General features: G+C 39.5%; 19 protein-coding genes. 7 read left to right on the top strand and 12 right to left on the bottom strand.

Features of this window, described 5'->3' with window-relative positions; all coding sequences use genetic code 11:
• Positions 1–132: 132 nt before the first annotated feature.
• Positions 133–777: a thioredoxin family protein gene (locus HYX58_05625; protein MBI2775460.1), complete on the top strand. Its 645-nt coding sequence runs from the start codon at positions 133–135 to the stop codon at positions 775–777.
• A 59-nt stretch (positions 778–836) separates the two neighbouring features.
• Here HYX58_05625 and HYX58_05620 read toward each other — a convergent pair whose 3' ends face one another.
• From HYX58_05620 to HYX58_05580, 9 genes are all read right to left on the bottom strand, one after another.
• Complete coding sequence (locus tag HYX58_05620; GenBank protein MBI2775459.1) at positions 837–1,157, bottom strand: hypothetical protein; 321 nt, start codon at positions 1,155–1,157, stop codon at positions 837–839.
• A gap of 107 nt (positions 1,158–1,264) precedes the next feature.
• Positions 1,265–1,579, bottom strand: coding sequence for a hypothetical protein (locus HYX58_05615; GenBank protein MBI2775458.1), 315 nt, complete (start codon positions 1,577–1,579; stop codon positions 1,265–1,267).
• A 41-nt stretch (positions 1,580–1,620) separates the two neighbouring features.
• A complete protein-coding gene (locus tag HYX58_05610; protein ID MBI2775457.1) occupies positions 1,621–1,935 on the bottom strand; it encodes a hypothetical protein in 315 nt (104 codons plus the stop codon).
• A 166-nt stretch (positions 1,936–2,101) separates the two neighbouring features.
• Positions 2,102–2,422 (bottom strand): hypothetical protein, encoded by a 321-nt coding sequence (locus tag HYX58_05605; GenBank protein MBI2775456.1) that lies wholly within the window; start codon positions 2,420–2,422, stop codon positions 2,102–2,104.
• A 29-nt stretch (positions 2,423–2,451) separates the two neighbouring features.
• Positions 2,452–2,775 (bottom strand): hypothetical protein, encoded by a 324-nt coding sequence (locus HYX58_05600; protein ID MBI2775455.1) that lies wholly within the window; start codon positions 2,773–2,775, stop codon positions 2,452–2,454.
• Positions 2,776–2,831: 56 nt separating this feature from the next.
• The gene (locus tag HYX58_05595; GenBank protein ID MBI2775454.1) at positions 2,832–3,152 is read right to left on the bottom strand and encodes a hypothetical protein; all 321 of its coding nucleotides are present in this window, start codon (positions 3,150–3,152) and stop codon (positions 2,832–2,834) included.
• A gap of 20 nt (positions 3,153–3,172) precedes the next feature.
• Positions 3,173–3,544, bottom strand: a complete 372-nt coding sequence (locus HYX58_05590) for a hypothetical protein (protein ID MBI2775453.1) — start codon at positions 3,542–3,544, stop codon at positions 3,173–3,175.
• Positions 3,545–3,570: 26 nt separating this feature from the next.
• Positions 3,571–3,891 carry a hypothetical protein gene (locus HYX58_05585; protein MBI2775452.1) on the bottom strand — a complete coding sequence of 107 codons (321 nt, stop codon included), beginning with the start codon at positions 3,889–3,891 and terminating at the stop codon, positions 3,571–3,573.
• 75 nt (positions 3,892–3,966) lie between these two features.
• Positions 3,967–5,943 (bottom strand): sodium-translocating pyrophosphatase, encoded by a 1,977-nt coding sequence (locus tag HYX58_05580; protein MBI2775451.1) that lies wholly within the window; start codon positions 5,941–5,943, stop codon positions 3,967–3,969.
• Positions 5,944–6,197: 254 nt separating this feature from the next.
• Between HYX58_05580 and HYX58_05575 the strand changes: the two genes are divergently transcribed.
• The 6 genes from HYX58_05575 to HYX58_05550 all read left to right on the top strand — a co-directional run bounded on the left by HYX58_05575 (position 6,198) and on the right by HYX58_05550 (position 15,186).
• Positions 6,198–7,259 (top strand): hypothetical protein, encoded by a 1,062-nt coding sequence (locus HYX58_05575; protein MBI2775450.1) that lies wholly within the window; start codon positions 6,198–6,200, stop codon positions 7,257–7,259.
• Positions 7,260–7,496: 237 nt separating this feature from the next.
• The gene (locus HYX58_05570) at positions 7,497–8,525 is read left to right on the top strand and encodes a ComEC/Rec2 family competence protein (protein MBI2775449.1); all 1,029 of its coding nucleotides are present in this window, start codon (positions 7,497–7,499) and stop codon (positions 8,523–8,525) included.
• A gap of 50 nt (positions 8,526–8,575) precedes the next feature.
• Positions 8,576–10,147, top strand: a complete 1,572-nt coding sequence (locus HYX58_05565) for a hypothetical protein (protein MBI2775448.1) — start codon at positions 8,576–8,578, stop codon at positions 10,145–10,147.
• Positions 10,148–10,899: 752 nt separating this feature from the next.
• Positions 10,900–11,967, top strand: a complete 1,068-nt coding sequence (nusA, locus tag HYX58_05560; protein ID MBI2775447.1) for a transcription termination factor NusA — start codon at positions 10,900–10,902, stop codon at positions 11,965–11,967.
• 29 nt (positions 11,968–11,996) lie between these two features.
• Entirely contained in the window at positions 11,997–14,063 is a 2,067-nt protein-coding gene (locus tag HYX58_05555) for a translation initiation factor IF-2 (GenBank protein MBI2775446.1), read from the top strand.
• A 94-nt stretch (positions 14,064–14,157) separates the two neighbouring features.
• Positions 14,158–15,186, top strand: coding sequence for an undecaprenyl/decaprenyl-phosphate alpha-N-acetylglucosaminyl 1-phosphate transferase (locus HYX58_05550; protein MBI2775445.1), 1,029 nt, complete (start codon positions 14,158–14,160; stop codon positions 15,184–15,186).
• Between the two features lie 357 nt (positions 15,187–15,543).
• On the opposite strand, the gene HYX58_05545 is transcribed toward HYX58_05550, so the two are convergent.
• Genes HYX58_05545 through HYX58_05535 form a run of 3 tightly spaced genes read right to left on the bottom strand, consistent with a single transcriptional unit; the run spans position 15,544 to position 23,217 of the window.
• Positions 15,544–19,827, bottom strand: coding sequence for a hypothetical protein (locus HYX58_05545; protein ID MBI2775444.1), 4,284 nt, complete (start codon positions 19,825–19,827; stop codon positions 15,544–15,546).
• Between the two features lie 17 nt (positions 19,828–19,844).
• A complete protein-coding gene (locus HYX58_05540; GenBank protein MBI2775443.1) occupies positions 19,845–21,656 on the bottom strand; it encodes a hypothetical protein in 1,812 nt (603 codons plus the stop codon).
• Positions 21,657–21,666: 10 nt separating this feature from the next.
• Complete coding sequence (locus HYX58_05535) at positions 21,667–23,217, bottom strand: hypothetical protein (protein ID MBI2775442.1); 1,551 nt, start codon at positions 23,215–23,217, stop codon at positions 21,667–21,669.
• Positions 23,218–23,243 lie beyond the last annotated feature (26 nt).

The raw sequence follows: 23,243 nt of genomic DNA, 5'->3' as shown, positions 1-23,243 counted from the left end.
AAATTTTGTTTTATTTTTCAGTTTGAGCAATTTTTTAAGTGCAATTACAACAATGCTTGACCAATTTTTTTTAACTTCTTTATGATGAAGACCATGACCCTCTCATCATTATTTTTTATTAAAGGAGTTTTTATGAATATGTACTTCAAGCGCATCGCAGCACTTGTTGGTATCTTTGCACTCACCGGCACGGTTGATGCAGTAAGCGTGCGTGGAGCAACAACTATAACCAATAAGAAACATTACGAAGAACTCACCAAAGGAAAACCACACGTTATTGTATTTTCTGCTGATTGGTGTGGCGCATGCAAAGCAAACTACGAAATTATTGAGCAAGTTATTGCACAATACCCAGATGTTGTTTTTGTCGTTGTCGACGGTGATAATCAAGAAACACTGTATCTTAAAAAAGCACATGGATTAAAAGCATTGCCAAGCTTTGCTTTTGTTGATGCAAATGGCAAAAGCGTTGATATGCTACACCGCGGCATGATCACAAAAGAAAAACTTGAGCGCCATGTTAGTAAACTCAGCGGAAAAAAGGCTATGGCGTCACCAGCTCCTGCAGTAGCTAAAACAGAAAAAGCTGTTGCAATGCCAATGGCAACAACTGAAAAGAAAATGATGCGAAAAGAACCTATGGCTATTAAACAAGCGCCTGCTGCAGCTGTTGAACGAAGAGTGGAAAGAAAAGTAACAGCAGTAGAAAATGGCAAAATGACCACAACAAAAGTAACTGCAAAACGCAAAGTCATCTGCCCAGCTAACGAAAGATAATCAGCTTTGCTTATAAGACAAAGAGGGCTTGGTACAAAACCAAGCCCTCTTTATTAGTTTTAAAGTTCTTTTTTTGATTGAAATGCATAACTCAACATAGCCATATTTGCTGCATGCTGGATAAGCACAATAGGATTACTGCGATCGATAACACCAAGAGCGATTAGTTTCTCTTCACAGATTCGATTTTCAAATCGGTATTCTCCGGGCGCATTAGCTAATGCATAAAGTTCTTTAAGGGCACAAGCGCTTGCTCGGTCGCCCTGTGCACCTTCATTGGCTAGAGCGTCTAGGATCGCATGCGTATCCTCCATCATAGGCAATTTTACTGCGATTGCAGATGAACCGAAAATTAAAAACCCAACCAATATTTTTTTCACGATTATCCCTTTAATTTAACTAACTTATCACTCACACCATTTAATTATTAAAGATAGTGAGCAAAAAAATCATATCTATTTTCCAAGGCATATTATTTTAATAAAAACTACTTTTTTGATTTTTGAGATTCTAAAGTAGCCATATACTGTTGTACTTCAGGCTTAGCGCATCCCTGATCGTCCAATAATTCATAGATTTTTAAAATACGCTTGGCATCTTCGTTAATAATTGCGTGTTTTTGATCTGTAACTGTTTTCTTCAAATACTGATGCGCTTCTTTAAAATCTTTCTCGCCATTCCTTGCGCCAATTCGAATAAGCTCTATATACCATTTTTTTGCATTATCTATTTTAGACTTGGTATCCATACCCAAAACAGAATAGTTGATCAAAAATAATAATGAAACGAATAGTTGTTTCATGCGATGTTTTCCTTAAAAACTTGATTAAAAATCAATAGAAATTATTGGAGGTTTCGGTCTTTCTCTTCGCAACTCGGTTCGCCTGACGATTCACCATTATTAATCATGTCATAAAGAATACTGCGTATTTTGGGTTTAATATCCCATCCATTGAGAAATCCATGCGTCTCGAGAATTTGATTTGCCCTACAGTGTCCTAATCGATAGGTCTTATTGACTGCGCAAGCTATTAAAATTTTCACCGCCTGCTGACTTGCAGGTTCCCCATTTTGCGCCAGCGACCATATGACTAAAAACTTTTTGGCAAAAGTTTGTTGCTCTTCTGACGTATATGCAATACATGTTGACTTGCTCATGGAAAATGCAAACGCCGTCCGAAAAAATATGCAAAATATCATCACCTTTTTCACATGCCGTCCCTTTTTAATGTAACCATCAATGCTGGAATTAACTAATCGAAATACCCTGCTGTAAGTATTAAATAAAAGCACGTTTCAGAATTTTTTTATGATAATAAAAAATTTATTTTTGAGTTGTTGCTTCTTCGGCCAAATACTTTTGTAACATTTCGCATACGGTCGGCAATATATTTCCATTTTCATCAACACAATTAAGCTCCTTTAACTCTTTCAGAGCTCTTTCTGGAATCGATTTCTGCTTTTCACAAAAACCTAATAAGGCGACATCGGCAGCAAAAGATTCTTGACTCGCTGCTAAATTATTACCGCTTGCGCGCATATCGTCTAATTCTTTTGTCCATGAGCGAAGCTTAGCTTCAATTTGAGCATCATCCGCCGACAAACCTGAAATAGACAACAGCATACCTACTATTATTCTCTTCATACGTTCTCCTCTATAATAAATAACAACGTCTATTTGATTTTTTTCTTAGGTGATTCTGGAAATTGGTCTTTGATAATATTTCTGATCGGCTCTGAAATTGCGTCATCATTTTCAGCAAGTAACTCATAAATTCTTAAAATCTTTAAACTGTCTTTATTCGTTATTTTATATTTTTGATCTGCAGTAGATTTCTTCAAATCAATTAGGGCTAGTTTAAAGTCTGGATCACTTTTTGAGTTATGAAGAATGCTTTCAACAAACCACAGAATTTGATTTGAACTGCTTTTTTGATCGTCCATTGCTAATAAAACATTGCTTATAGAAAAAATTAACATAAACATACGATGTTTCATGGTGTTCCTGAAGGCGGCATTATTGATTAAAAAATCTAGTCCATTCTAGCATATCATCATGAATTCAGCATATCCTTAATAAACTTCAATGCATTTGGCTTAACGCAATTATCATCAAGAAATCCATGCAAACGCAAAATTCCTTTTGTTCTCACATCAGTAATTTCTATTTTATGATCTTGCTTTGCTGACTCTATTAAAATATTAATTGCAGTTTCGGCTGTTTTATTACCCCTATCTTTTTCTTCTTTAAGCAACTGATAATTTATTGCTAGGCATTTTTTCTGAATTTCATTCGTTTGAATTTCTTGGTTAGAATCCATAGCTAAAATATGTATTGTGACTAACGCATTAATTATTAGTAGTTTTTTATGCATATATAAAATCTCATTTTTACTTACTTCTTAGTTTCCTGTTCCAACAAGTCCGAAAGATGAATTCCTTTAAAATCAAGCTTCCACGCATTCATATAGCCTGGTTTTATTGTAGAATCGTACTGTATTCTTTTACGCGCTACCTCAGAAATTTTATCCCCGTCCAAAAGACTCAAATCGTCCAAATACTTCTTTGCATCAGGATTTTTGATCGTTTTCTCTGGATTAACATATAAATCGCAAAATTCGAGAATAACCATGCTATAGACCAGATTGCTGCCTCGCGACGCGATAACCTCGTCAAGAATTTTAACAAACCCGGTAACGTTCGGCTTTTTTTCCATAGAATATGCGTGCGCAAATAGAAACAAGAGAATTAAAATTATTTTCTTCATATCTTTATCCTCTGGGCAAATAGATTCTAACAATTTTTATTTTTTCGTTTTTTATTATTCGAAAACTTCTCCTTTACCAGCTCTCTGATATCTTTTCGAACAGTATGGTCGAGATTGAGTAACTTATAACCATTTAAAATAGAAAGACTAGCTTCGTCTTCCGCTACATGCTTTGAATTTAAAGTAGATGCTTCCAAATCTTCATAAGCTTTAGCGCAACCGGGGTTATTAGACTCGGCTGCCAGCTTAATAAGTTTTATTAAACCATATAAAGGTTCGTAAGAATCATTTTCCATCGCATGTGCAAAATTACTCAGCAACATTACAAATAATATTTGATAGTGCATGCGTATTCCCTTTTTTTAGTAAAAAGAAAAGCCTGACTTTTGCATCAGGCTTTTCTTTTTAAATATTCTATTTTTTTATTTTGAAACTAATAACAAAGATACGATCGACATTAATTTAATCAAAATATTAAGTGATGGGCCAGATGTATCTTTGAAAGGATCTCCTACCGTGTCGCCAATGACAGCAGCTTTGTGAGCATCAGATCCTTTTCCACCAAAATTACCCGCTTCGATATATTTTTTTGCATTATCCCATGCACCACCGCCATTTGCCATCATGAGCGCAAGCATAATACCAACAACAGTAGCGCCCACAAGCAATCCACCAACGGCAGCTTTGCCCATGAAATAATTAATAACAAGTGGAAGCATTAAAGTGATAAGCCCTGGGGTAAGCATTTCGCGAAGGGATGCTTTAGTACTAATTGCTATGCAGCGTTTATAATCTGGCTGCGCAGTGCCTGCCATCAAACCTGGAATTTCTCTAAATTGACGACGAACTTCCATCACCATCTCAAGAGCCGCTTTTCCAACAGAGCGCATCGTAAGCGCTGAAACTAAGAATGGTAAGCAGCCACCGATAAACATTCCAGCAAGAACATATGGATCTAAAATATTAAGAACTTCCAAACCTGCTTCTTTTGCGTATGCAGAAAACAATGCAAGTGCAGTCAGTAATGCTGAGCCAATTGCAAAGCCTTTACCCATTGCCGCAGTCGTGTTTCCGAGCGCATCAAGTTTATCAGTAATTGCACGCACTTCTTTTCCAAAGCCGGCCATTTCCGCAATACCGCCAGCATTATCTGCAATTGGGCCATACGCGTCGACCGTCATTGAAATACCAACAGTTGCAAGCATAGCAAGCGCAGCAAGCGATACACCAAAAAGGCCACCGCCAAAGAAGAATGAAAGTAATACTGCAAGAACTAATACAAGCACCGGCAATACTACAGATTCCATGCCAATAGATAATCCGTAAATCAAATTAGTCGCAGCGCCAGATCGAGATATATCTGCAAGTCTACGAATTGGTTCACCCCCCGTATAATATTCAGTAATTGAACCAATTATAAGGCCAGACAAACAACCAATAACAATAGAACCCAAAAGAAGCATATTCATTTGAGCCATATAGAGATAACCACCAACTAGCGCAACAAGCACAGCAGATGCAACAAAATTCGCATTGCGCAGCTTTGCCGCTGGATGTAAATCTAAGAATGAGTTAATAACAAGGCCCGCAACTGAGCCTATAAGGCCGAATGAAATAATCAAAAGAGGGAAAATTAAATAATGAAAGTTATTATATTCTGGAATAGTTGCTGCCAAGATAATAGCAGAAAGCGTCGCACCAACATACGACTCGTAAATGTCCGCACCCATACCGGCTGTATCGCCAACGTTATCGCCAACGTTATCAGCAATCACTGCAGGGTTTCGTGGATCGTCTTCTGGAATTCCTGCTTCAACTTTACCAACTAAATCAGCACCAACATCGGCAGATTTGGTATAAATACCGCCGCCAACCCGCGCAAAAAATGCAACCAAGCTGGCACCGAGACCAAAACTGGTAAGAATGCGCAAGAAATGTGGATTATCTGAGAATATATAGAAAAGAATTCCAAGCCCTAAAAGACCAAAGCTTGCTACTGCAAATCCCATAACGCCACCGCCAAAAAAAGCGATCATGAACGCTTCAGATTCACCCGATTGCTTTGCAGCCATCGTTGTGCGAACGTTTGCAAGGGTCGCAGCTCTCATGCCTATCAAACCAGCAAGCAATGAAAGTGCTGCGCCAAAAATAAATGCTCCCGCTTCGATGGGAGACATTAGATAACCAAGTACCGCTGCTACAACAAGTGCGACAGCGCAAATAATTTTATATTCTTCAGCAAGAAACGTCATCGCACCATCGCGAATCAACTTCGCAATAGCGTTCGCTTTTTCATTGTCAACCGTGATTGAGGTAATCTTATTAAAAAGATAAAGCATTACCACAATGCCAAACAAGCCGGTTGCTCCAATTATTCCATAATAACCAAGCAGTTCCATAAGATGAATACTCCTACTGAAAATAAATTACTTACTAATGCCAATTTAGCGTAAACGCAAAGATCTAGCTTGTAAAGCTGGGTCAACCCCTCAGCCCGCCCTCAAAAAGCTTCTAGTTTTCCAAATCATAACAAAAGAGAAGTATATCAAAGTCAGCCATAATCGTCTATTGGACGAAGAAAACAGGGCTTCATTGACAATGTGAATTTATTTTCGTATACATGACACAGATTTTACGAAAAAAGGATATCTTCATGCCATTTCTAATTACTTTTTTTATGGTTTTATCGTTAAATATGATCTCGGCTGAAAATACAAAAATCTATATTGCCCAAATTCCAATATTTTCCTCAGACGATAACCCCTGGGCGCCCAATAGGCCCCGAGAACAACAACGAGCAATCGATATAATGATTGAAGCATTTAAAAAGCATGATTGCGATCTTATCCCAACCGATCTTTCACAGCCGCTACCCGACGCGCATCGCATTATTATTTTCGATGTTCCCTATTTATATGATGAAAACTATTTAAAACTACATGATCCCTATAAATGCGTATGCCTTTTATGGGAGCCGCCCACGGTATTACCTTTTGATTATGATGTGCGCAAACATGATCGGTATTGCCGAGTGTATACTATGATCGATGATTTTATTGGATACAACCATTACCGAAAGTATTATTACCCGCAAATGTGCCTAAAAATGATTGATCCGGTTGTCCCATTTCATGAAAAAAAATTATGCGTTCAAATATCTGCAAATAAATATTTTCCATCCCCATTTGAGCTTTATACAGAACGTTTTAATGTTGTTAAATTTTTTGAAACTCAACCTACAAATGATTTCGATTTTTACGGAATGCATTGGCCAAACAATGTTTTTCGCAACTATAAAGGCATAGTAAAAACCAAAAAAGATATACTCAAGAACTATAAATTTGCTTTTTGCTACGAGAATTCAAAAAATATTAACGGTTATATCAGTGAGAAAATATTTGATTGTTTTATAGCAGGGTGCGTGCCCATTTTCTGGGGAGCAGAAAATATTACTCATTTTATACCGCCCAATTGCTTCATCGACCGACGAAATTTTAGTAGCACCGAGGATGTTTATCGGTTTGTCCAAGAGATCTCAGAATCAGAATACAACCGCTATTTGGCCAATATTAAAGAGTTTCTAGCAAGCAATGCAGGATTTAAATTCTCTCTTGAGTATTTCATCGATACACTCGGAAAATTTGTAATACCCCATTACGATCGCAGGCGCATCTTTGATGATCGAACGTGCGAAAAATTAATCGCATTGAACTAAAAAATGCAATGCTCTTCGTTCATTAAAATTTCCTGACTGTAACATTAACCAAAAAATGATATACTCAGAAGCTCAACTCGAAGTTACCCAACTCAAGAGCTATGAATTATTCATTTCGTTTTTTATCATTCTTCTTTTTTTTGCGTACCAGTACTTTTCTGGCTGCTATGTGCCTTTATTATCGGCATTATTGTCAGTTCTTTTTTGGTGCCATGCAGTATAGCCTGCGCGGCAGCATTGCCCATTATACTAATTCCAATATGGCTCATTTATACAGAAAAAATTCGCTCTGATTATGCATGGGTAATTCTCATTGGAATTTTTTTTAGCCTCGGTGCCTACCATTATGAAAAAACAGTTGGTGATTATAAAAAAAATACCGCTTTAATTGCAGGAAAATCTAGTTGCGTGCGTGGAACTATTACCGATATTAATAATTTGGATCATCCACGATTTAAACAGCTTGTGTCGCTGGCAATAACCGAAGCGCACAGTACAGATAATTCATTAATTAAAGAAATAATCGGAAAAAATATTCACATCTACACCGCAAAAAAATCGCAACTCACGGTTGATGATCAAATTGAATTGCGCAACGTTGCCATAAAACTCCCTACAAAAAAATCGATTGAACTTTATCTGCAAAAAGAAAATGCTCTAGGAATTCTGGTTCGTGATTTTAATACTGAGCAACTTGTGCATAGGCCAACAAATTCGATACGGCGCTGGATATACGAAAAAAAGATGCAGCTCTTTTCCCGCTTAAGAAGTCGGATGTCTGCTAAAACTTTCACTTTTTTTTCCGCATTTTTTCTTGGAAATAGAAAAATAAATAAAAATGAAAATGACGCACTAAAAAAATCATGTAAAAACTGGGGAATTTCTCACTATTTAGCAAGATCCGGGCTTCATCTGGTTATATTTATCATGGCGTGGGAATATATACTGCGCTTTATCCCATTGGCCTTCTTTATCAAACAATTCATTCTACTATTGTTAACAATTTTATACTTTCTTCTTACCTGGAACAGCATTTCATTCCTCAGGGCTTTCCTGACTTTTCTTTGCTATAGGTTTTTTGTTTTAAGTAGCATGCAATCTCATACGCTTCATGCAATTATTCTCGTCAGCCTTGTAGTACTCCTATGCAATCCAAGCCAACTTTTCTTTCTCGATTTTCAATTGAGCTTTGGCATTACCTTTCTTCTTTCATGGATTAATCAGTTTAGAATGCGAGAGAAAAGAATGGCACAGCAAAATTCTTGAGCTCTTAGCTCATTCTCACGTAAACTTGAACTAATCATTAAGGGGGTAGAATGAAAAAGATGCTTAGCTCTTCACAAATAGTTTTTTTTATTTTAATAACAACACATCAATTCACAGAGTCAAATACAGCCGCGCACGCGCCGAATGCTTCGGCAGAACTGCAGTTATTTGCAGCATCATCAGATCTGCACATAACCGGCACGATTCCTGTTAATAGAATAGGGCAGAAAAATCTTGAACAAACAAGAGCTCCAATTATTTCCGTTAACAGAGCTGTGCATGCGCAAAATGTTCCGGCGGGGTTGGAGTTACCTGCAGCATCTCCAGATTTACATATAAATGGAAATCACAAGCGCATCGTCAAAGAATGGACGATCATGACCTATATGGCGGCAGTAAACGATCTGGCCCCATACGCACGCAAAAATTTAAAACAACAATCTGATGTTGGATCCAACGAGCGCGTTAATTTGATTACGCAACTTGATACGGTGGTGGGTGCGCACAATAAAGTAACCAAGCGCTATTATATTGAACGCGATAAATTAATTGTAAAAAACCAAAACGACCCCGCAACGCAGCGAATGGATAGCGGATCACCAGAAACACTCATAGATTTTTGCGGATGGGCAATTCAAAATTATCCAGCACACAATTACATGCTCATTCTCTGGAATCACGGGACAGGAATTATAGACATTGGCAGGCCGCGCAGCATTAATCCTGTTCAACTTTTTTACTTCAATCCAGAAACGCAACTCATCGAACTCGATCGAACAATTCCATTTTTAGACTTTGTACAAGCGACGCAAGACAACGATCCGCGCGCAATTTGCTTTGATGATATTACCGGCCACTACATATCAAACCAGGGGCTTGAGCGCGCGCTGAAAGAAATTACGCAACGATTTATGGGTGGAAGAAAATTTGCAATTGTAGCCTTTGATGCTTGCTTAATGTCAATGCTTGAAGTTGCAAACATTATCAAAGATTATTCACAAATAATGGTAAGCTCACAAGAAGTTGTACTCGGGCCTGGATACGATTATCGCAGAATTCTTTCACCAGTAGTTGAGCAATCACTTAATCCATTTGCGTACGCAAAACAAATTGTGAGCGCTTATGAGCAAACCTACAACACAATTACCAACGACTACACCCAGTCAGCACTTTATCTTGATAAACTTGGCGCACTTGAGCAGAATGTTCATTTTGTTGGACTACTGCTAGCTGAGTGCCTTGCCCTTCAACAAGGAACTGCAGTTCGCGATGTAATAAAATCGGCGCGGCACAAACTTCTCTGCACCCACTTTGACGAACCAAGCTATCTCGATCAGCACCATCTTTATTCAAATATTCTTGCAAATCTTCATCAATTTAAATTTAGAGATGAGCAAAAAGGGCGAGCGGCTGCAATGATTTTGCGAAAGCATCTGCAAGATGGCCTTGCTATCATCAGCGGTGTTGTGATTGCCAATGCAACCGGTAAAAATCTCAATAAGGCCAAAGGCATATCAATCTATTTTCCCGAAAGAAGCCTGCACAATTCGTACCATCGCACAAAGTTTGCCTCAAAGAATGCTTGGTATAACTTCCTCACAACTTATCTTGCCGGGCAATAATATTTTCTTGGGCTATCGCAGCGCTGCGATAGCCCACACTCTTTGATGCATAAGATTTGCCGAAAACCCACAAGTAAAAAAAGTATGTTTTATTTCCAATAAAATAAAAATCGCCAACTCAAAACTAGTCGCCGGATGCCCCAATGACCACAACATGAGAATGAAGGCACGCGCACTATCAACCGAAAACCACTTGAGCAGACAATTGTGCCAGAAGGAATCGCTCAATTGCCGAACCGATAATGGAAGCGAAGAATCGCCAAATCCCTAGAAAAGCCGGGCAGCGGCCAAATCTAAAGAAATAAAGAGCCCAACAGATAATACAGGCAGAAATTGTGGATAACCTGTGGATAAGTTGTGGATAACCTGTGGATAACTATCGCAAAAAAACATGGGCACGCCCAAGGAGGGCTCAACCACTCGCGTTTTTCAAGCACATCCCAATCAGAACACCAATCCACACCGGCCGTTGCGAGAGAGCAACTAATTGTCCACAATCCATCCACAGGTTATCCACAGGTTATCCACATCCAGCTCCGCTCTCGATAGCGCCTGCAGGCGGCAATTCCGATCCAAAGAGGGCAAAGTTATCCACAATTTTGAGGGCCATCTATTACTATTAAGAAAAGAACTTTTATATTAAATAACAATATGATAGTTCTCGAAAAGAAAGTGCCCCACATGCTTTCATTTTCTTAATTTTTTGCTAGACTCGTAAATGCACTGTAAAATTTTGGATCATAAGGAATCACGTGAAACTTTCTCAGGTAATCGAGGAGCTAGTAGAAGAAAAAGGCCTCGACCGAACTCTTTTAGGCTCAATTATTTGCGATGGATTGCTGGCTGCTTACAACAAGCGGTTCCCGGATCTTGTTTTTCAGGTTTCATATAACCGCAAAACAGATGAGATTGAGACCAAGGTTCACAAAAAAGTAGTGACATCCGTTGAAGACGAAGATGCGGAAATTTCCCTAAGAAAAGCAAGGGCAATAAACCCTGAAGCCGAAGTGGGAACAGATTTAGCAGTCCCGTTTGAGGGAAAAATTGGCCGTATTGAGATTTTGCGCGCAAAGCAAGTTATCGCGACAAAAATCCGCGGCGTTGAAGCTGCTGCTGTTTTCAATGAATATAAAGACCGTAAAGATACGATTGTTCACGGGACGATACATAAATGCGAGCGCAATGGCATGTCCCTTAAGCTGGACGACTCGTTAGCCTTTTTGCCAAATTCTCTTTCGCTCCCGACAGATAAATGCATTGTTGGTTATTCAATTCGCGCCTTATTAAAGGACGTTTTAGAAGAGCCGCGCAATGACTATCAGTTGATTCTGGATCGCGCGTCGGCAGATTTTGTACGACGCCTTTTCGAGCTAGAAATTCCTGAAATTTTTGAAAAAATCGTTGAGATTAAAAAAATAGTTCGCATTCCGGGTTACAAAACCAAGGTTGCTGTGATTTCCCACGATAAGAACATTGATCCCGTAGGCACCTGTGTGGGTGTTGGCGGTGTTCGTATTAAGCCAATTCTAAAAGAGTTGGGGGGCGAAAAAATTGACGTTATACCTTGGCGCGAGTCAGTTGATGATATGATAGCCGATGCGCTAAAACCTGCGGTTATAAGCCGTGTTGAGGTTATTGACGCTTCTAATGCACAAGTGTGGCTAGATGAAGATCAAAGATCGCTCGCTATAGGAAAGATGGGCCAAAACATTGCATTGGCGTCGCAACTTGTAGGTCTTAATCTTAATCTCGTTCAGGGTGAAAGAACCCGTGACCATGGTATTGACTTAGGCCATGAGTCTAATGGTACGATTGAATAAGTAATAATTTTTACTCCAATTAAGGACATATGCAATCCATGAGAGTGTACGAGTTTGCAAAGCTGCTCAGTGTTTCAAACAAAGAGCTAATAGCTGAGCTGGCGACCAACGGCTTTGAGGTCAAGAGCCACATGGCTGCGCTGTCTCCCGAAGCAATTGATTTTCTCAATAAAAAAGTTACTGAAAAGAAAAATTTAGAATCGGCACAGAAACAAGTGCCATCAAAAGATGAAAAGGCAGCATTGCATACTCAATCACGGGTTGATAAACCTCAAGCAACAAAGATAGAAACGCCACAACCAGCACCAAAAGAGGCGCCGGCACTACGCCCTCAAGCTCCTCGTGTTTTCACCGAACAAAAAGTAGCGACGAGAATCACTGAAGAGCCAATGAGCTCGATTGAAGTAGTTGCTGTTCCGATGACCGTAGGTCAGCTAGCTGAAAAAATTAAGAAACCTGCGAGTGAGCTCATAATTACGCTTCTTCGCCAAGGAATCGTGTGCGCAAAAAATCAATTGCTTACTGAGAAAATGATCGAGTCCATTGGAAGACAATTTGGATTTTCTGTCGTTGCACCTAAAGCTGAAAAAAGAGATGTGCAGCAACGAGTGAGTGTCGCAACGCAAGGCGAGCATTTACGCAAGCCTATCGTTGTGATTATTGGTCACGTGGATCATGGCAAAACAACGTTGCTTGATTTTATTCGTAAAACTCGCGTTGCATCTCGAGAAAAAGGCGGGATTACTCAACATCTTGGTGCCTATGAGGCAGAAACCCCGCAGGGTGGCTTGATTTTCTTAGATACTCCCGGCCATGAAGCTTTTAAAAATATTCGCGGCCGTGGTTTAAATATTGCTGATATTGCAGTGCTCGTTGTCGCAGCAGATGATAGCGTTATGCCACAAACGGTCGAAGCATTAAAGACCGCACAAGCGGCGCAAGTGCCGATTATTGTTGCAGTTAACAAAATAGATAAAGCAGATAAAACTCGTCTTGAAGTTGTTAAGCGTGATCTTACGCGTTACGATCTTGTTCCTGAAGAATGGGGCGGGCAAACTGTTATTGTTCCAATCTCTGGAAAAACAGGGCAGGGCGTTGATCAACTTCTTGAACTTATAGTTCTTCAATCACAAATTATGGATCTTCGTTCTCAGGAAGACAGAACCGCTCAAGGTTTTGTTCTAGAATCGAAGCAAGAAAAAGGGCGAGGGCCAGTTGCAACTGTTATTTGTCGCGATGGAACATTACATGTAGGCGACTATTTCTTGGCTGGCACGTTGGTTGGCAAGGTAACCTCGCTAGTTAATTCTTATGGTCATCAACTCAAAAAAGTAGGGCCTTCTGTTCCTGTTCAAGTGGGTGGTTTCACCGAGTTACCTCAAGCTGGAGATGTGTTTAAAGCCATTTCCGAAGCTGAGTATAAAAAGGTGAGAGATGGCCGCTCTACGGGAGTTCAGCCTGTTCTTGCCAAAAAAGTTTTCTCAGGAGAAGGCATCAACTTCATCGTTAAAACTGATAGTACGCTGACGCAAGAAGCTCTTATTACTTCTCTTGAAAAAGTATCTGAAAAGATGGATGAGAAATTTCAAATTATCGCTGCAGGCGTTGGAAACATCACAGAAAGCGATATTGAATTTGCATCCGATACTCGATCCCAAATTATAGCTTTGCATGTTAAAGTGGAACCAAGCGCCGCTCTTGCTGCACAAAAAACAAAAGTATCGATTCGTTTATATGATATCATCTACAAGCTTCTAGAAGATGTTGAAGCTCAACTGCAAAAAGCCGCTCCAATAAAAATGGTAGCTAAGAAAATTGGCGAAGCAGTAGTGCGCAAAGTATTCGACATTAAAAATGTAGGTGTTATTGCCGGTTCGTATGTAAAAGAAGGCAGATTTGTTCGGGATGCACGCGTTACGGTTTGGCGCGGCAAGAAAAAGGTTGCTGAAGGTCCAATTCGCGGGTTAGAGCGCGATAGGAAATCGGTAAAAGAAGTTCATGCTGGATTTGAATTTGCTTTCCTTGTCGATGGTTTCAACGAATGGGAAGTTGATGATCGAGTAGAATGCTTCATTGATATACCGGACAACAAATAGCTTTTTTTTGCATGGTGCCGCCTAGGTATTTCTACAGGTTTTTGATATGATGAAAACCTGAAAAAATAATCATAGGCCAAAGAGAGAGGGCACCATGGAGCTGATAGTAGTTAAGCTGATTTTTGCGTTTCTCACATCATTTCTTTTTACTCTCTACTTAGTTCCACTTTTTTCATCAATAGCGTTTAAGTTGGGCGTTCTAGATGTACCGGATGGCCGAATCAAGAAGCACGAAAAGCCGATACCGTATCTTGGAGGCGTTGCTGTTTATGTCGGTTTTATACTTTCGTTAGCCCTTACGCTTTCTTTTGATAATAGGCTCATTTTTTTACTCGTGGGCGCAACATTATTGCTTTTTATTGGCCTTATTGACGATCTGATTAACCTCAAACCATATCAAAAATTTGCAGGACAGTTTATTGCTGCATTTTGCTTGGTTCGCTCCGGCCTTTATTTAAAAGAAAGTTTTTTTCTGAATAACTTTTGGGGCATTCCGCTTTCGATGCTTTGGATTCTTTCTATTGTTAATGCCTTTAATCTAATCGATGTCATGGATGGGCTTGCGTGTTCAGCAGCTGCAAGCGCTGGAATTACTTTTTTTATTTTTGCTTGCTTGAGTCAGCAATGGCAGGTAGCTCTTTTATTAGCTTCTTTTATAGGCCCTGTTGTTGCATTCTTATGGTATAATAAGCCGCCAGCGAGTATTTATTTGGGTGATGCGGGGTCGCTTTTTATTGGTGGCGTGTTGGCCATTGTTCCTTTTTTGCAGACCTGGAGCCTTCACAATCCGTTTGCTTTCATTGCGCCGGCAATTATTTTAGCAATACCGCTCTTAGAAGTGGGAACATTAATTGTTGTTCGGACGTATAAAGGTATTCCTTTTTACAAGCCAAGCCCCGATCATTTCTCAATTTACCTCCGCCAAAACGGATGGACAAAATTTAACATATTATTATACGTTTTTTCCCTTTCTTTGGGACTTTTTTTGAGTTCGCTGGCAATTGTTTTAAATAAAGTCTCATTTTTACAGTTTGTCTTACTATCGATAATATTCTGTTTTATCTGGTTCTTTTTTCTTCTGATCAATTTCCGTTTGCCAGTAAAATTTGTGAGATCTTCCTAAGTTGCGCATTTGTTGCAATATTGTTGTTTTTGTAAAAAATAAACACGATAGTCCAAAAAGACCGCTAAAATAGCCCCCTTTTTTGTTGTTGCAAAATCTGTTATATTTATTTTATTGTTTTTGTTAGCAAATGTATGAAAATAGACATTGTTGATCTTTGAAAAGACATAAAAATACTTCCTATGGCAGGTTGGCTTCTAAAGGTAGTATGGTTAGATGCACTGCTGTTTATAGAGGGCATTAGTTCATGGGTATTCGGTTTTTTACTACAATTCCTTCTTAGCTGTAGATAAAAATTCTTTGAGCTAATGCCCCCTTTATTTTTATCCTATCCTCGAGATGTCTTTTTTCTTGTAGTTACCCACCAATAGATAATTGATCCCCGCCCGCTTGTTCTTGGCGTTCTTGGATACTTTGCTGCGTTGAGCCTTGAGTCACTTGTTGCGGTGTTCCGCTTGGTGCTCCGGTATAGCCTCCAGATGGATTTGCAATAGATCCAGTGGTAACTGGTTGCGCTGTTGTCGTTTGAGATGATCCCGATTGTGCTTCTTCTTGTTTTGCAGCTTGTTGGTAGGCCGTGATTGAAGCGTTAATGCTATTGAGAAGTGTGGCGGATAAGGTGCCATTGTTTTGCTGGTAAGAAGAAAGCATTGGTCGATAATGTGCACCCGTTGGCGTGCTGCTTCCTTTATTATATTCATATCCTGAAACTAAGCTGCGTATGGTATTAATAGAAGGATCGTAAGGAACGCCTAATACTCCGTCGCGGCTTTTCATCAAGAAGTAATCATAAAGCGGAATTCCTTGGCTGCCTTTAATCGCTACACCTTGTTTGTCTTTTAATTCTGGCAGGGGTGAAATTCCTTTATAAATAAAGTGACCCTGAACAATATCATCTGCGCTCGTTGCTTGCAGCGACAGAGAACCAAACATAAATGGAGTTGTTTGGCTAGCCGAATACTGCTTGCGTAGATTCGTTATTTGCGTAGTTAATACGTCCGGAAGTTGGCCATGAACTTGTGTGAGCGAATCAAGTACATTTGGGCATGTTGCAATATGTTTTCCATTTTTATCGTACGCATTTTGTGTTATTAAGCTGACTACAACTGGATCGGCCGCGCCTGGCTGAAGAGCATCTGCAGGTGATTGCCCGATATTGCCGATAGTAGTACCGCCTTCTTGATTAAAGTTCGCTTGCCCCAATACTACATAATCTGCAAGTGGATTTTTCTGCTGATCTAAAAGTTTGGTAGCGTTCGTATTATAAATATAAAGACCCCTTAGAATTAATTCTCGCTGTGCTGCTTGTAGATTTAAAGAGCCCAAAGAAGGAGAAAGTAATGAAGCTAATTGAGTACGCGCCTTACTTTCACGTTGTTTTTCGGGTTGAAGTCCGAGGTTGCCGGAAGGGCGAAGTGGAGCAACAGTTTGAGGAGTTATAGTTGGCAAGATAACCTGATATTCGATCGAAGCTCCGGAAGAAATTACGCCCAATGTTTTTTGCGGTGTGGGCGAAATATCAAACGATTGTGATCCATTTGGCATTTCGCCATCTTTCCATACTTGAATTTCTATTGTTTTGCCGGAAAGAGTGGCACGCATATGGTACCATTGACCGATGCTGAAATCAGGACCTTGAATTTTACCTATCCAACCTTTTCCTTCGTGTTCATAGAGATTGAGAGATGCGGCATCTTCTTTGTTTTCTTTTTTAAAGACAATCATTTTTGCAAGATGTCCGCTATCAAGAGGGCCAGCGCCAGATTTTTTGATTGTATCAAAATCAATAGGTTCGCCACCAAAATAGAGGCCAATATAGAACATGTTAAGGGTGTAGATAGCTCGCCATCTAATCTCAACTGTTTGCGTTTCTTGATTGAGAGGGATGGTTTCTTTTTGATTAAACCAGAATTTAAGTGGCGTTGAAGATGCTGTTGCTTTTTGATCATCGTCCGAAATAGCGAGCGCTGGAGAAACCGCTATTTCTTGGCTAAATGCTTTGCGCCCCGCGTTGTAAAGCGGGAACCCTTGCGATGGGTTTAGATCGAAAACACCTGTTTTAAAACCATAAATGGTACCAACATCAGCGGCTAGCAATCCATTATTATTAGGATCCGGTGTGATTTGTGGTGTTAATGATCCACCAAGATAATAAGCCATTTGTTGTTCCATATTTTCAAAATAGCTTTGCATGAAATTTTGATAAAAACCAAGCTCGCGCTCTTGATTGGTGATTTGTGCATTGTATTTCTTATCGAGTTCGTCGGCCCACGAAGCTTTAGCGTTTTGAGCTATTGTTTCATTATTGTTTACGTACGTTTGAAAATTACTTACAAAATCGCGCTCTTCTTTTTTCTTCGCGATTGTTCTTTCGTCAGATTGATAACCACCAACAACTTGAAACGCCTGCGGCCCGACGGTCATTGCGAGCACTGGCAATGCCAGTCCATCGGTTGCTACCACCGCAGCAACTAAAAGTCCCGTCGTTACTGTGGCTTCAATAAGGCGGCGATGATTTTCAAGAGCATCGCCAATATTTTCAAATGGGTTTACGGCGTTATCAACGCCGAACGCTGAAAGTGCGCTGGCAAGTCCATTAAAGACTGCTTTAAATGCATCAATGGCCAAATCGGTAACAATACTGACTAAATAACCTGCGAATTTAACCATTGCTTTTACTTGATCAACAATTGATTGAATCATAAATGTTGCAACGGAAATAATTGATGAAACAACATCGTAAGCAATATTTTTAATACCATTAAGTGCATCTTGCCCGAGTGCACTCCAATCGCCCGTTTTGGCTCCGATGACCGTATCTGCAACAAGCGTTGTTGCATAATTTGCGGCATCGACCGTTAATCGCACCAAGCCTGTTGCTTCTGCGACAAATTCGTGCCCCGCATCCGCATAATAATCGATAAGTAAATCAGCTTGCGCGTCTAATAATCCTTCAACATCTTGGCCTAATTTTTTATCAAATGCACCAAATACAGAACCCACAACGCCTGCTGCACCATAAGCTGCGTCGGTTGCTACCTTGGCTGTATCGCTAATTATGTTTTGAGCATCTGCGGCACTGTTGGTGATTTCTTGCGCAACTTCTTGTTGCAATTGGCGTGATTTTGTCATGAACTCTTGTGCTGCTTGAGGATCGGTGCCGCCAATAAACGTACTTGCGATGTTGAGGCCGACAACTTCTGCTTCATCTACTGCAGCTTTGCCAAAATCCTGGACGCCTTGCCATACATCGAGCCCTGTTTGTTTTACATCTGACCAGAGCCCGCTCAACCATGAGCCAAAATCTTGCACTGCTACTGATTCATCGCGCGATTCAGTTGAGGTCATTACTAATTTTAGTCCCGCATTCTTTTGCATATTCTCGAGTTTTTCCGGATTTTTATAATTCTGCATAATATGATCGAGATCGTCTAAATAAATAGCATCATCCGCAGCATAAGAAAGGAGTGAAGGTTCAGGAAGATTCTTTGAATTATTCAGCAGCGCGATCGTTTGATCAAGATGATCGCCATCAAAGAGGTAATAAGTTTGCGCTTGTAAATTTTTAAACATTGCTAAACATTGTAATTTTTCTTGGACAAGCGGTTGCGTTATATATTTTGGATCAAAAGGAAGTTTCTTGTCTAATGCCAGTTGTGTAAGTTCGCCAAGCGTTTTAGTATCAGAAAGGGAGATGAGCTGATAAAAATTAGTTTTTTGAAATAACAAACTGTTTTCATAAATCTTAATTAAATTATAGGTTCCTGTTCTTGGATCGATATAATGACTCCACTCTTTTGATTGAGCAATATAGCGGTTGCGCATGTTTCCGTTTAATATCAATCGAAGGCGGTTGAATTCGGAAGAGTTACGCAATTGAATAAAATCGGGATGATAATAAGCCACTTCAATATTTGGGATAAATCTAAAAATAGAAAGTTCTGTTTGATAAACTGATTCCAAAGTAGATGCATCGATTACAAATGAGCGCGTAACCGCATATTTGCAATAATCTTGCCAAAATGAACTATTACGGATCATCGTTAGCGAAACGGGAATAGCTTTCCAAAAAGGAGTACTAATAACGTTTTGCCATGATGAAACGACGATCGTATTTTTTATGTCGTCAAAGTTTGGCGTTATGTTTAATGAATCTATGGTGCTTATTAATTTGGTAAAATCGCCAGCATTTTGTTTGACCACCGCATCGATAAACCCTTGCCATCCTTTTTTCTCAAGAAGGGTGATCGTATCAAGATTTTGTCGATCTGCATATGCTGCAATAAGGGCCGCATATTCAAGTTTCGTAATATATTCGATGAAAAAGTAAAAATTTTTAATATAGCCAAGCAAGCTTGGATCAACTTTCAGGCCGTTTGCTCCGTAAAAAGTATCTACTAAACGTTCATTGATCGAAGTGGTAGGATACGGATTCGGTTTAGGTGGATTAGAATTTGGAAAGACGGGATTGAAGAGAGCTTGTGCAACTACTTTTGTATCATCAAAGCGCGTTTGCAAATTCGTCAGCGCTTGTTGCGGTGTTATTTTTGGCGCAGCAGGTTGTTGGGCGGGCGTATTTTGCGCACCCAAGATTGATGCCATATTGAGCGATAACAATGTGCATAACAACTTTTTTTTCATCACCATCCCATCTTTTTTTACTTGCGTAGAGCGCCAATCTGTCCTGCTAGTTGGGTAAGTTGTTTTTCTGTGTATTGAAGATCAGTTGGTTTAGTTATTTTAAATTCTGCTTGGCATCCACTGGAAATAAATCCGATTCCGCTAAACATAAAAAGATAATTATCAAGATTCGAGATCGATTTACTAAAAAGCGGTGGTTGGTTTCCAGCGGCAGTTTTTTTTGAGAGCGTGCATGAAACTGTCGTAGGTGAAGTTGTAATACTCAAAATAAAAGTTGTAGGATTGCGGCGCAGCGAATCAATTTCTTTATTATCAAGTTTATAAAGATACGATGAGGGATTTTTATAAATCTGCTCAAGTGGAGCAATAATTCTTTCTTTTTCGCTTGCTGTTTTTTTCTTAATTTGTTGTTGGGCAAAACAGAGTTGTATTGCTTGTGATTTCGGATCGGAAGCGGTTGCCTGGGTACCATAGAGCCCAGCAAGGCGATATTGCCAAATGCGTTCCGGATCTCCCGAAATCCAGTGGCCACGATTAAATATAATCCCCACAAAAAATGGATATGTTATATTAATAAGATTTATTTCAACTTCAATATCATAAGTGAGTGCGCCGGTTGCATATTCGGTGAATATAGAGTTTGCGGCAGGATCATCGGTAAAGAGCGATGCGGTTCCTGGGGTTTTCATCCAGTACGCGGTACGCGCAAACGGTGCTAATCCATTTTGCCAAAAACTATTAGTTGTAGGATCAAACTGCCAGTCTCCTTGAGACACTTGAAAAATATTGTACCACTGGAGGCTGCCACCTGGCGTGTTCATAACGCTATTTTCAAAATATTCATCCCAGAGAATCGGACTGGAAAGCGCTTGGCTAATTGGTGTATCAAGATTGATAGAACGATTTAGATAAAGAATTTCTTCTTTCAGTTGCTGACTATTTTTTGCATACTCTGAGTTAATTTCTTTTGATGACTTAGTAAATGCGCTCGTAATCGATTGCATTGTCTTTTTCTGATCATCCACTAATTTTTGCTGGAACGATTGCCAGTCGGTCGCAATCTGATTTTGTTGTTTTTGATAACCCTCATATTCTTGCTGCGCTTCTGTATCTTCCCATTCCATAGCAAGGGATCCACCAGCTAAAATAATTGCTTGAAGCGCAATGTTGACCACGATCTCAACAAATTGCACTTTTGGTTGGCTGATTTTTTTTGAACGTTTCTTCAAGCGATCTTGTAAATCGGGTGTATTCCAAAAATCAATAACCGCAGGCAACGCTATTTTTTTGCGCATAAATAAAAACATCAAAAGCTGATCGTAATTATAAAGGATTTGTTCTCGCTCGGTTTCAATATAACTCATGATAAGATCGGCAAGTTTCTGTGCAGGAGTTTCTGAACCATTGCTCACTTGTTTGGAAATTGATCCTAATAAATTTGAAGTAAATGCTTTTGCATTTTCATAGAGCGATCCTTGCGGCGCATTAAATTTCGCAAAATTTTGAAAATGTTTTATTTGCTGCTCTGCTATAAATTGTTTAAAGAAAAGTTCTTGGGGGACTTGTTCATCTTTTTGCTGCATTGCAGCAATTTTTTTTTCAAGCTCTTGATGTTCTTTTTCTAAACGAGCTTTTACTAACTCTGCCGCTTTGCCAACCGTAGAACTATCCGATTTTTTTATAGCCGCAAAAAGATTATGGATATCGTTTATTTTTTCCTGAGCAATATTAACGCCAAGTTTTCCGTACAACTTTTCTGTATGCGCTTCTTGTTGTTGGGCGCTTAGAGTTGCGGAACATAAAATAAAGAGCATAAAAATAGAATTCATTGGATGCTCCTTATGGCCCTGGAGGGGGTTGTTGAGATGGATCGATTGGTGGAGGAGGGCCCTGCTGAGCTTGCTGTTGTTGCGCGACTAATTTCTTAAGCGCATCAAGGTAGCTTGTGCATTCCTCACAAACTTGTGCATAACGTGCGGTATTTACCACTCCCTGTTTTATTCCTGCATTCATAATAATGCACCGAATACACGGATCTAATATGATCTCATTTTCAAAAATTGGATCAAAGAGCGCTGTAAAGTCACCAAGGCAAGCGCGCAGCATTAAGGTAACTCCGCGTTGTGTATTCATCCATTCTGGTTGTACGAGAACTTCCTGCGTGTACATATCTTGCAGTGTAGGAATATTTACGTATAAGCGGACGGCACTTTTTTCATTTGTGGTTACATTGCCGGAAGCGTCAAGAAAATAAGCGGGCGGTACAAGACGTGTTGTCTGGCGATTTTTGTCTTTGATAGGGGTTGGATCTATCGCGTCTTGCACTAATTTTCGCGGCCAACCAACTTTTTGTATTTCTGGCCCAAATGTTTTTGCTGTTTGATGAATCACTTTAATGCTTCGTATCGTTTCATCATTATAAAAAAACATAGGTGGATTTATATGTTTTAACTCACGTAATGTTTCTGTTCGCTGTTTTACTGCCGCAGCATCCCAAGTTCCAGGCTGCGGTACTTTGGGAGTCTTTTCATCCATGATTTTTTGAATCGTGATCGCATGGCCAACAAATTCGGTACCATAAGTAGCGCTCTCTTTATCAAGTGAACTGGTATAACTCTTAAAGAAAGCTAAATATTTCCCAAAGATATCAAGATACGAACTGCGCATATCACGAATTCCCTGTTGGATAACCGGATCGTTGATAACGTTCAGTTCTTGTTTTTCAATCAGTAGATTAAGATCAGCTCCGTAATCATGATTGAGAAGAACTGTGTTTCCTGCGTAGGTTGCCAAATGTTGGGGGAGGGCAGGCATTCGCGCCCTTATCGCTTGATTTGATTGTGTTTCAATAATATTCAGGAAATGATTAATGATATGTGTTTTTCTGTTGAGTGCTTGTATGGGCTCGTTTTTTAAATATTCTTGCAAATCACGCGTTACGGTCATATTAAATGTTGTGTAAATTTTCATAAGATAAGAATAAAGTTCGTGCAGAACTATTAAATGAATACGTCCAAAATAAGCCAGAAAATAATTATTTTTATCAATGCTTGAAAGAAATGCATCAAGCTGAGAAGCAAATGCTCCGTTTGTAGGGAAAAGCTCGCTGCCCCGTGGATGATTTATTGCAATCACTATACCAGCAGCCGTTTTTTGGCCACGATTATGAGCGAATTTAAACATTTTTGAGCCGGCCATCGTGCCAAGAGGCGTATGATATTTATTATTCGAGTTTATGGGAATTCTTTGCCCAGAACTGTTCACCCATGTATTGAAAAGCTGACACGAATTAATAGATGAAGAAATGGTACGACATGGCACATTCTGGCCATATAAAGCGAGCGTAAACAAGCAAAAAAAACTGCTTACAAACATACGCAAATGAGGCATCGCTACTTCCTTTTATATTTAATTGA

This window comes from Candidatus Dependentiae bacterium, from assembly GCA_016191325.1.
GTDB lineage: Bacteria > Babelota > Babeliae > Babelales > JACPOV01 > JACPOV01.
The sequence above is the reverse complement of the archived record's forward strand: the minus strand, read 5'-3'. Positions and strand labels throughout refer to the sequence as shown.

Coding starts and splice junctions, on each gene's coding strand:
- HYX58_05610 (MBI2775457.1), bottom strand. CDS start 1,935: ATGAGCAAGTCAACATGTATTGCATATACGTCAGAAGAGCAACAAACT.
- HYX58_05565 (MBI2775448.1), top strand. CDS start 8,576: ATGAAAAAGATGCTTAGCTCTTCACAAATAGTTTTTTTTATTTTAATA.
- HYX58_05575 (MBI2775450.1), top strand. CDS start 6,198: ATGCCATTTCTAATTACTTTTTTTATGGTTTTATCGTTAAATATGATC.
- HYX58_05595 (MBI2775454.1), bottom strand. CDS start 3,152: ATGCATAAAAAACTACTAATAATTAATGCGTTAGTCACAATACATATT.
- HYX58_05535 (MBI2775442.1), bottom strand. CDS start 23,217: ATGCCTCATTTGCGTATGTTTGTAAGCAGTTTTTTTTGCTTGTTTACG.
- HYX58_05540 (MBI2775443.1), bottom strand. CDS start 21,656: ATGAATTCTATTTTTATGCTCTTTATTTTATGTTCCGCAACTCTAAGC.
- HYX58_05545 (MBI2775444.1), bottom strand. CDS start 19,827: ATGAAAAAAAAGTTGTTATGCACATTGTTATCGCTCAATATGGCATCA.
- HYX58_05580 (MBI2775451.1), bottom strand. CDS start 5,943: ATGGAACTGCTTGGTTATTATGGAATAATTGGAGCAACCGGCTTGTTT.
- HYX58_05615 (MBI2775458.1), bottom strand. CDS start 1,579: ATGAAACAACTATTCGTTTCATTATTATTTTTGATCAACTATTCTGTT.
- HYX58_05605 (MBI2775456.1), bottom strand. CDS start 2,422: ATGAAGAGAATAATAGTAGGTATGCTGTTGTCTATTTCAGGTTTGTCG.
- HYX58_05590 (MBI2775453.1), bottom strand. CDS start 3,544: ATGAAGAAAATAATTTTAATTCTCTTGTTTCTATTTGCGCACGCATAT.
- HYX58_05555 (MBI2775446.1), top strand. CDS start 11,997: ATGCAATCCATGAGAGTGTACGAGTTTGCAAAGCTGCTCAGTGTTTCA.
- HYX58_05585 (MBI2775452.1), bottom strand. CDS start 3,891: ATGCACTATCAAATATTATTTGTAATGTTGCTGAGTAATTTTGCACAT.
- HYX58_05625 (MBI2775460.1), top strand. CDS start 133: ATGAATATGTACTTCAAGCGCATCGCAGCACTTGTTGGTATCTTTGCA.
- HYX58_05600 (MBI2775455.1), bottom strand. CDS start 2,775: ATGAAACATCGTATGTTTATGTTAATTTTTTCTATAAGCAATGTTTTA.
- HYX58_05550 (MBI2775445.1), top strand. CDS start 14,158: ATGGAGCTGATAGTAGTTAAGCTGATTTTTGCGTTTCTCACATCATTT.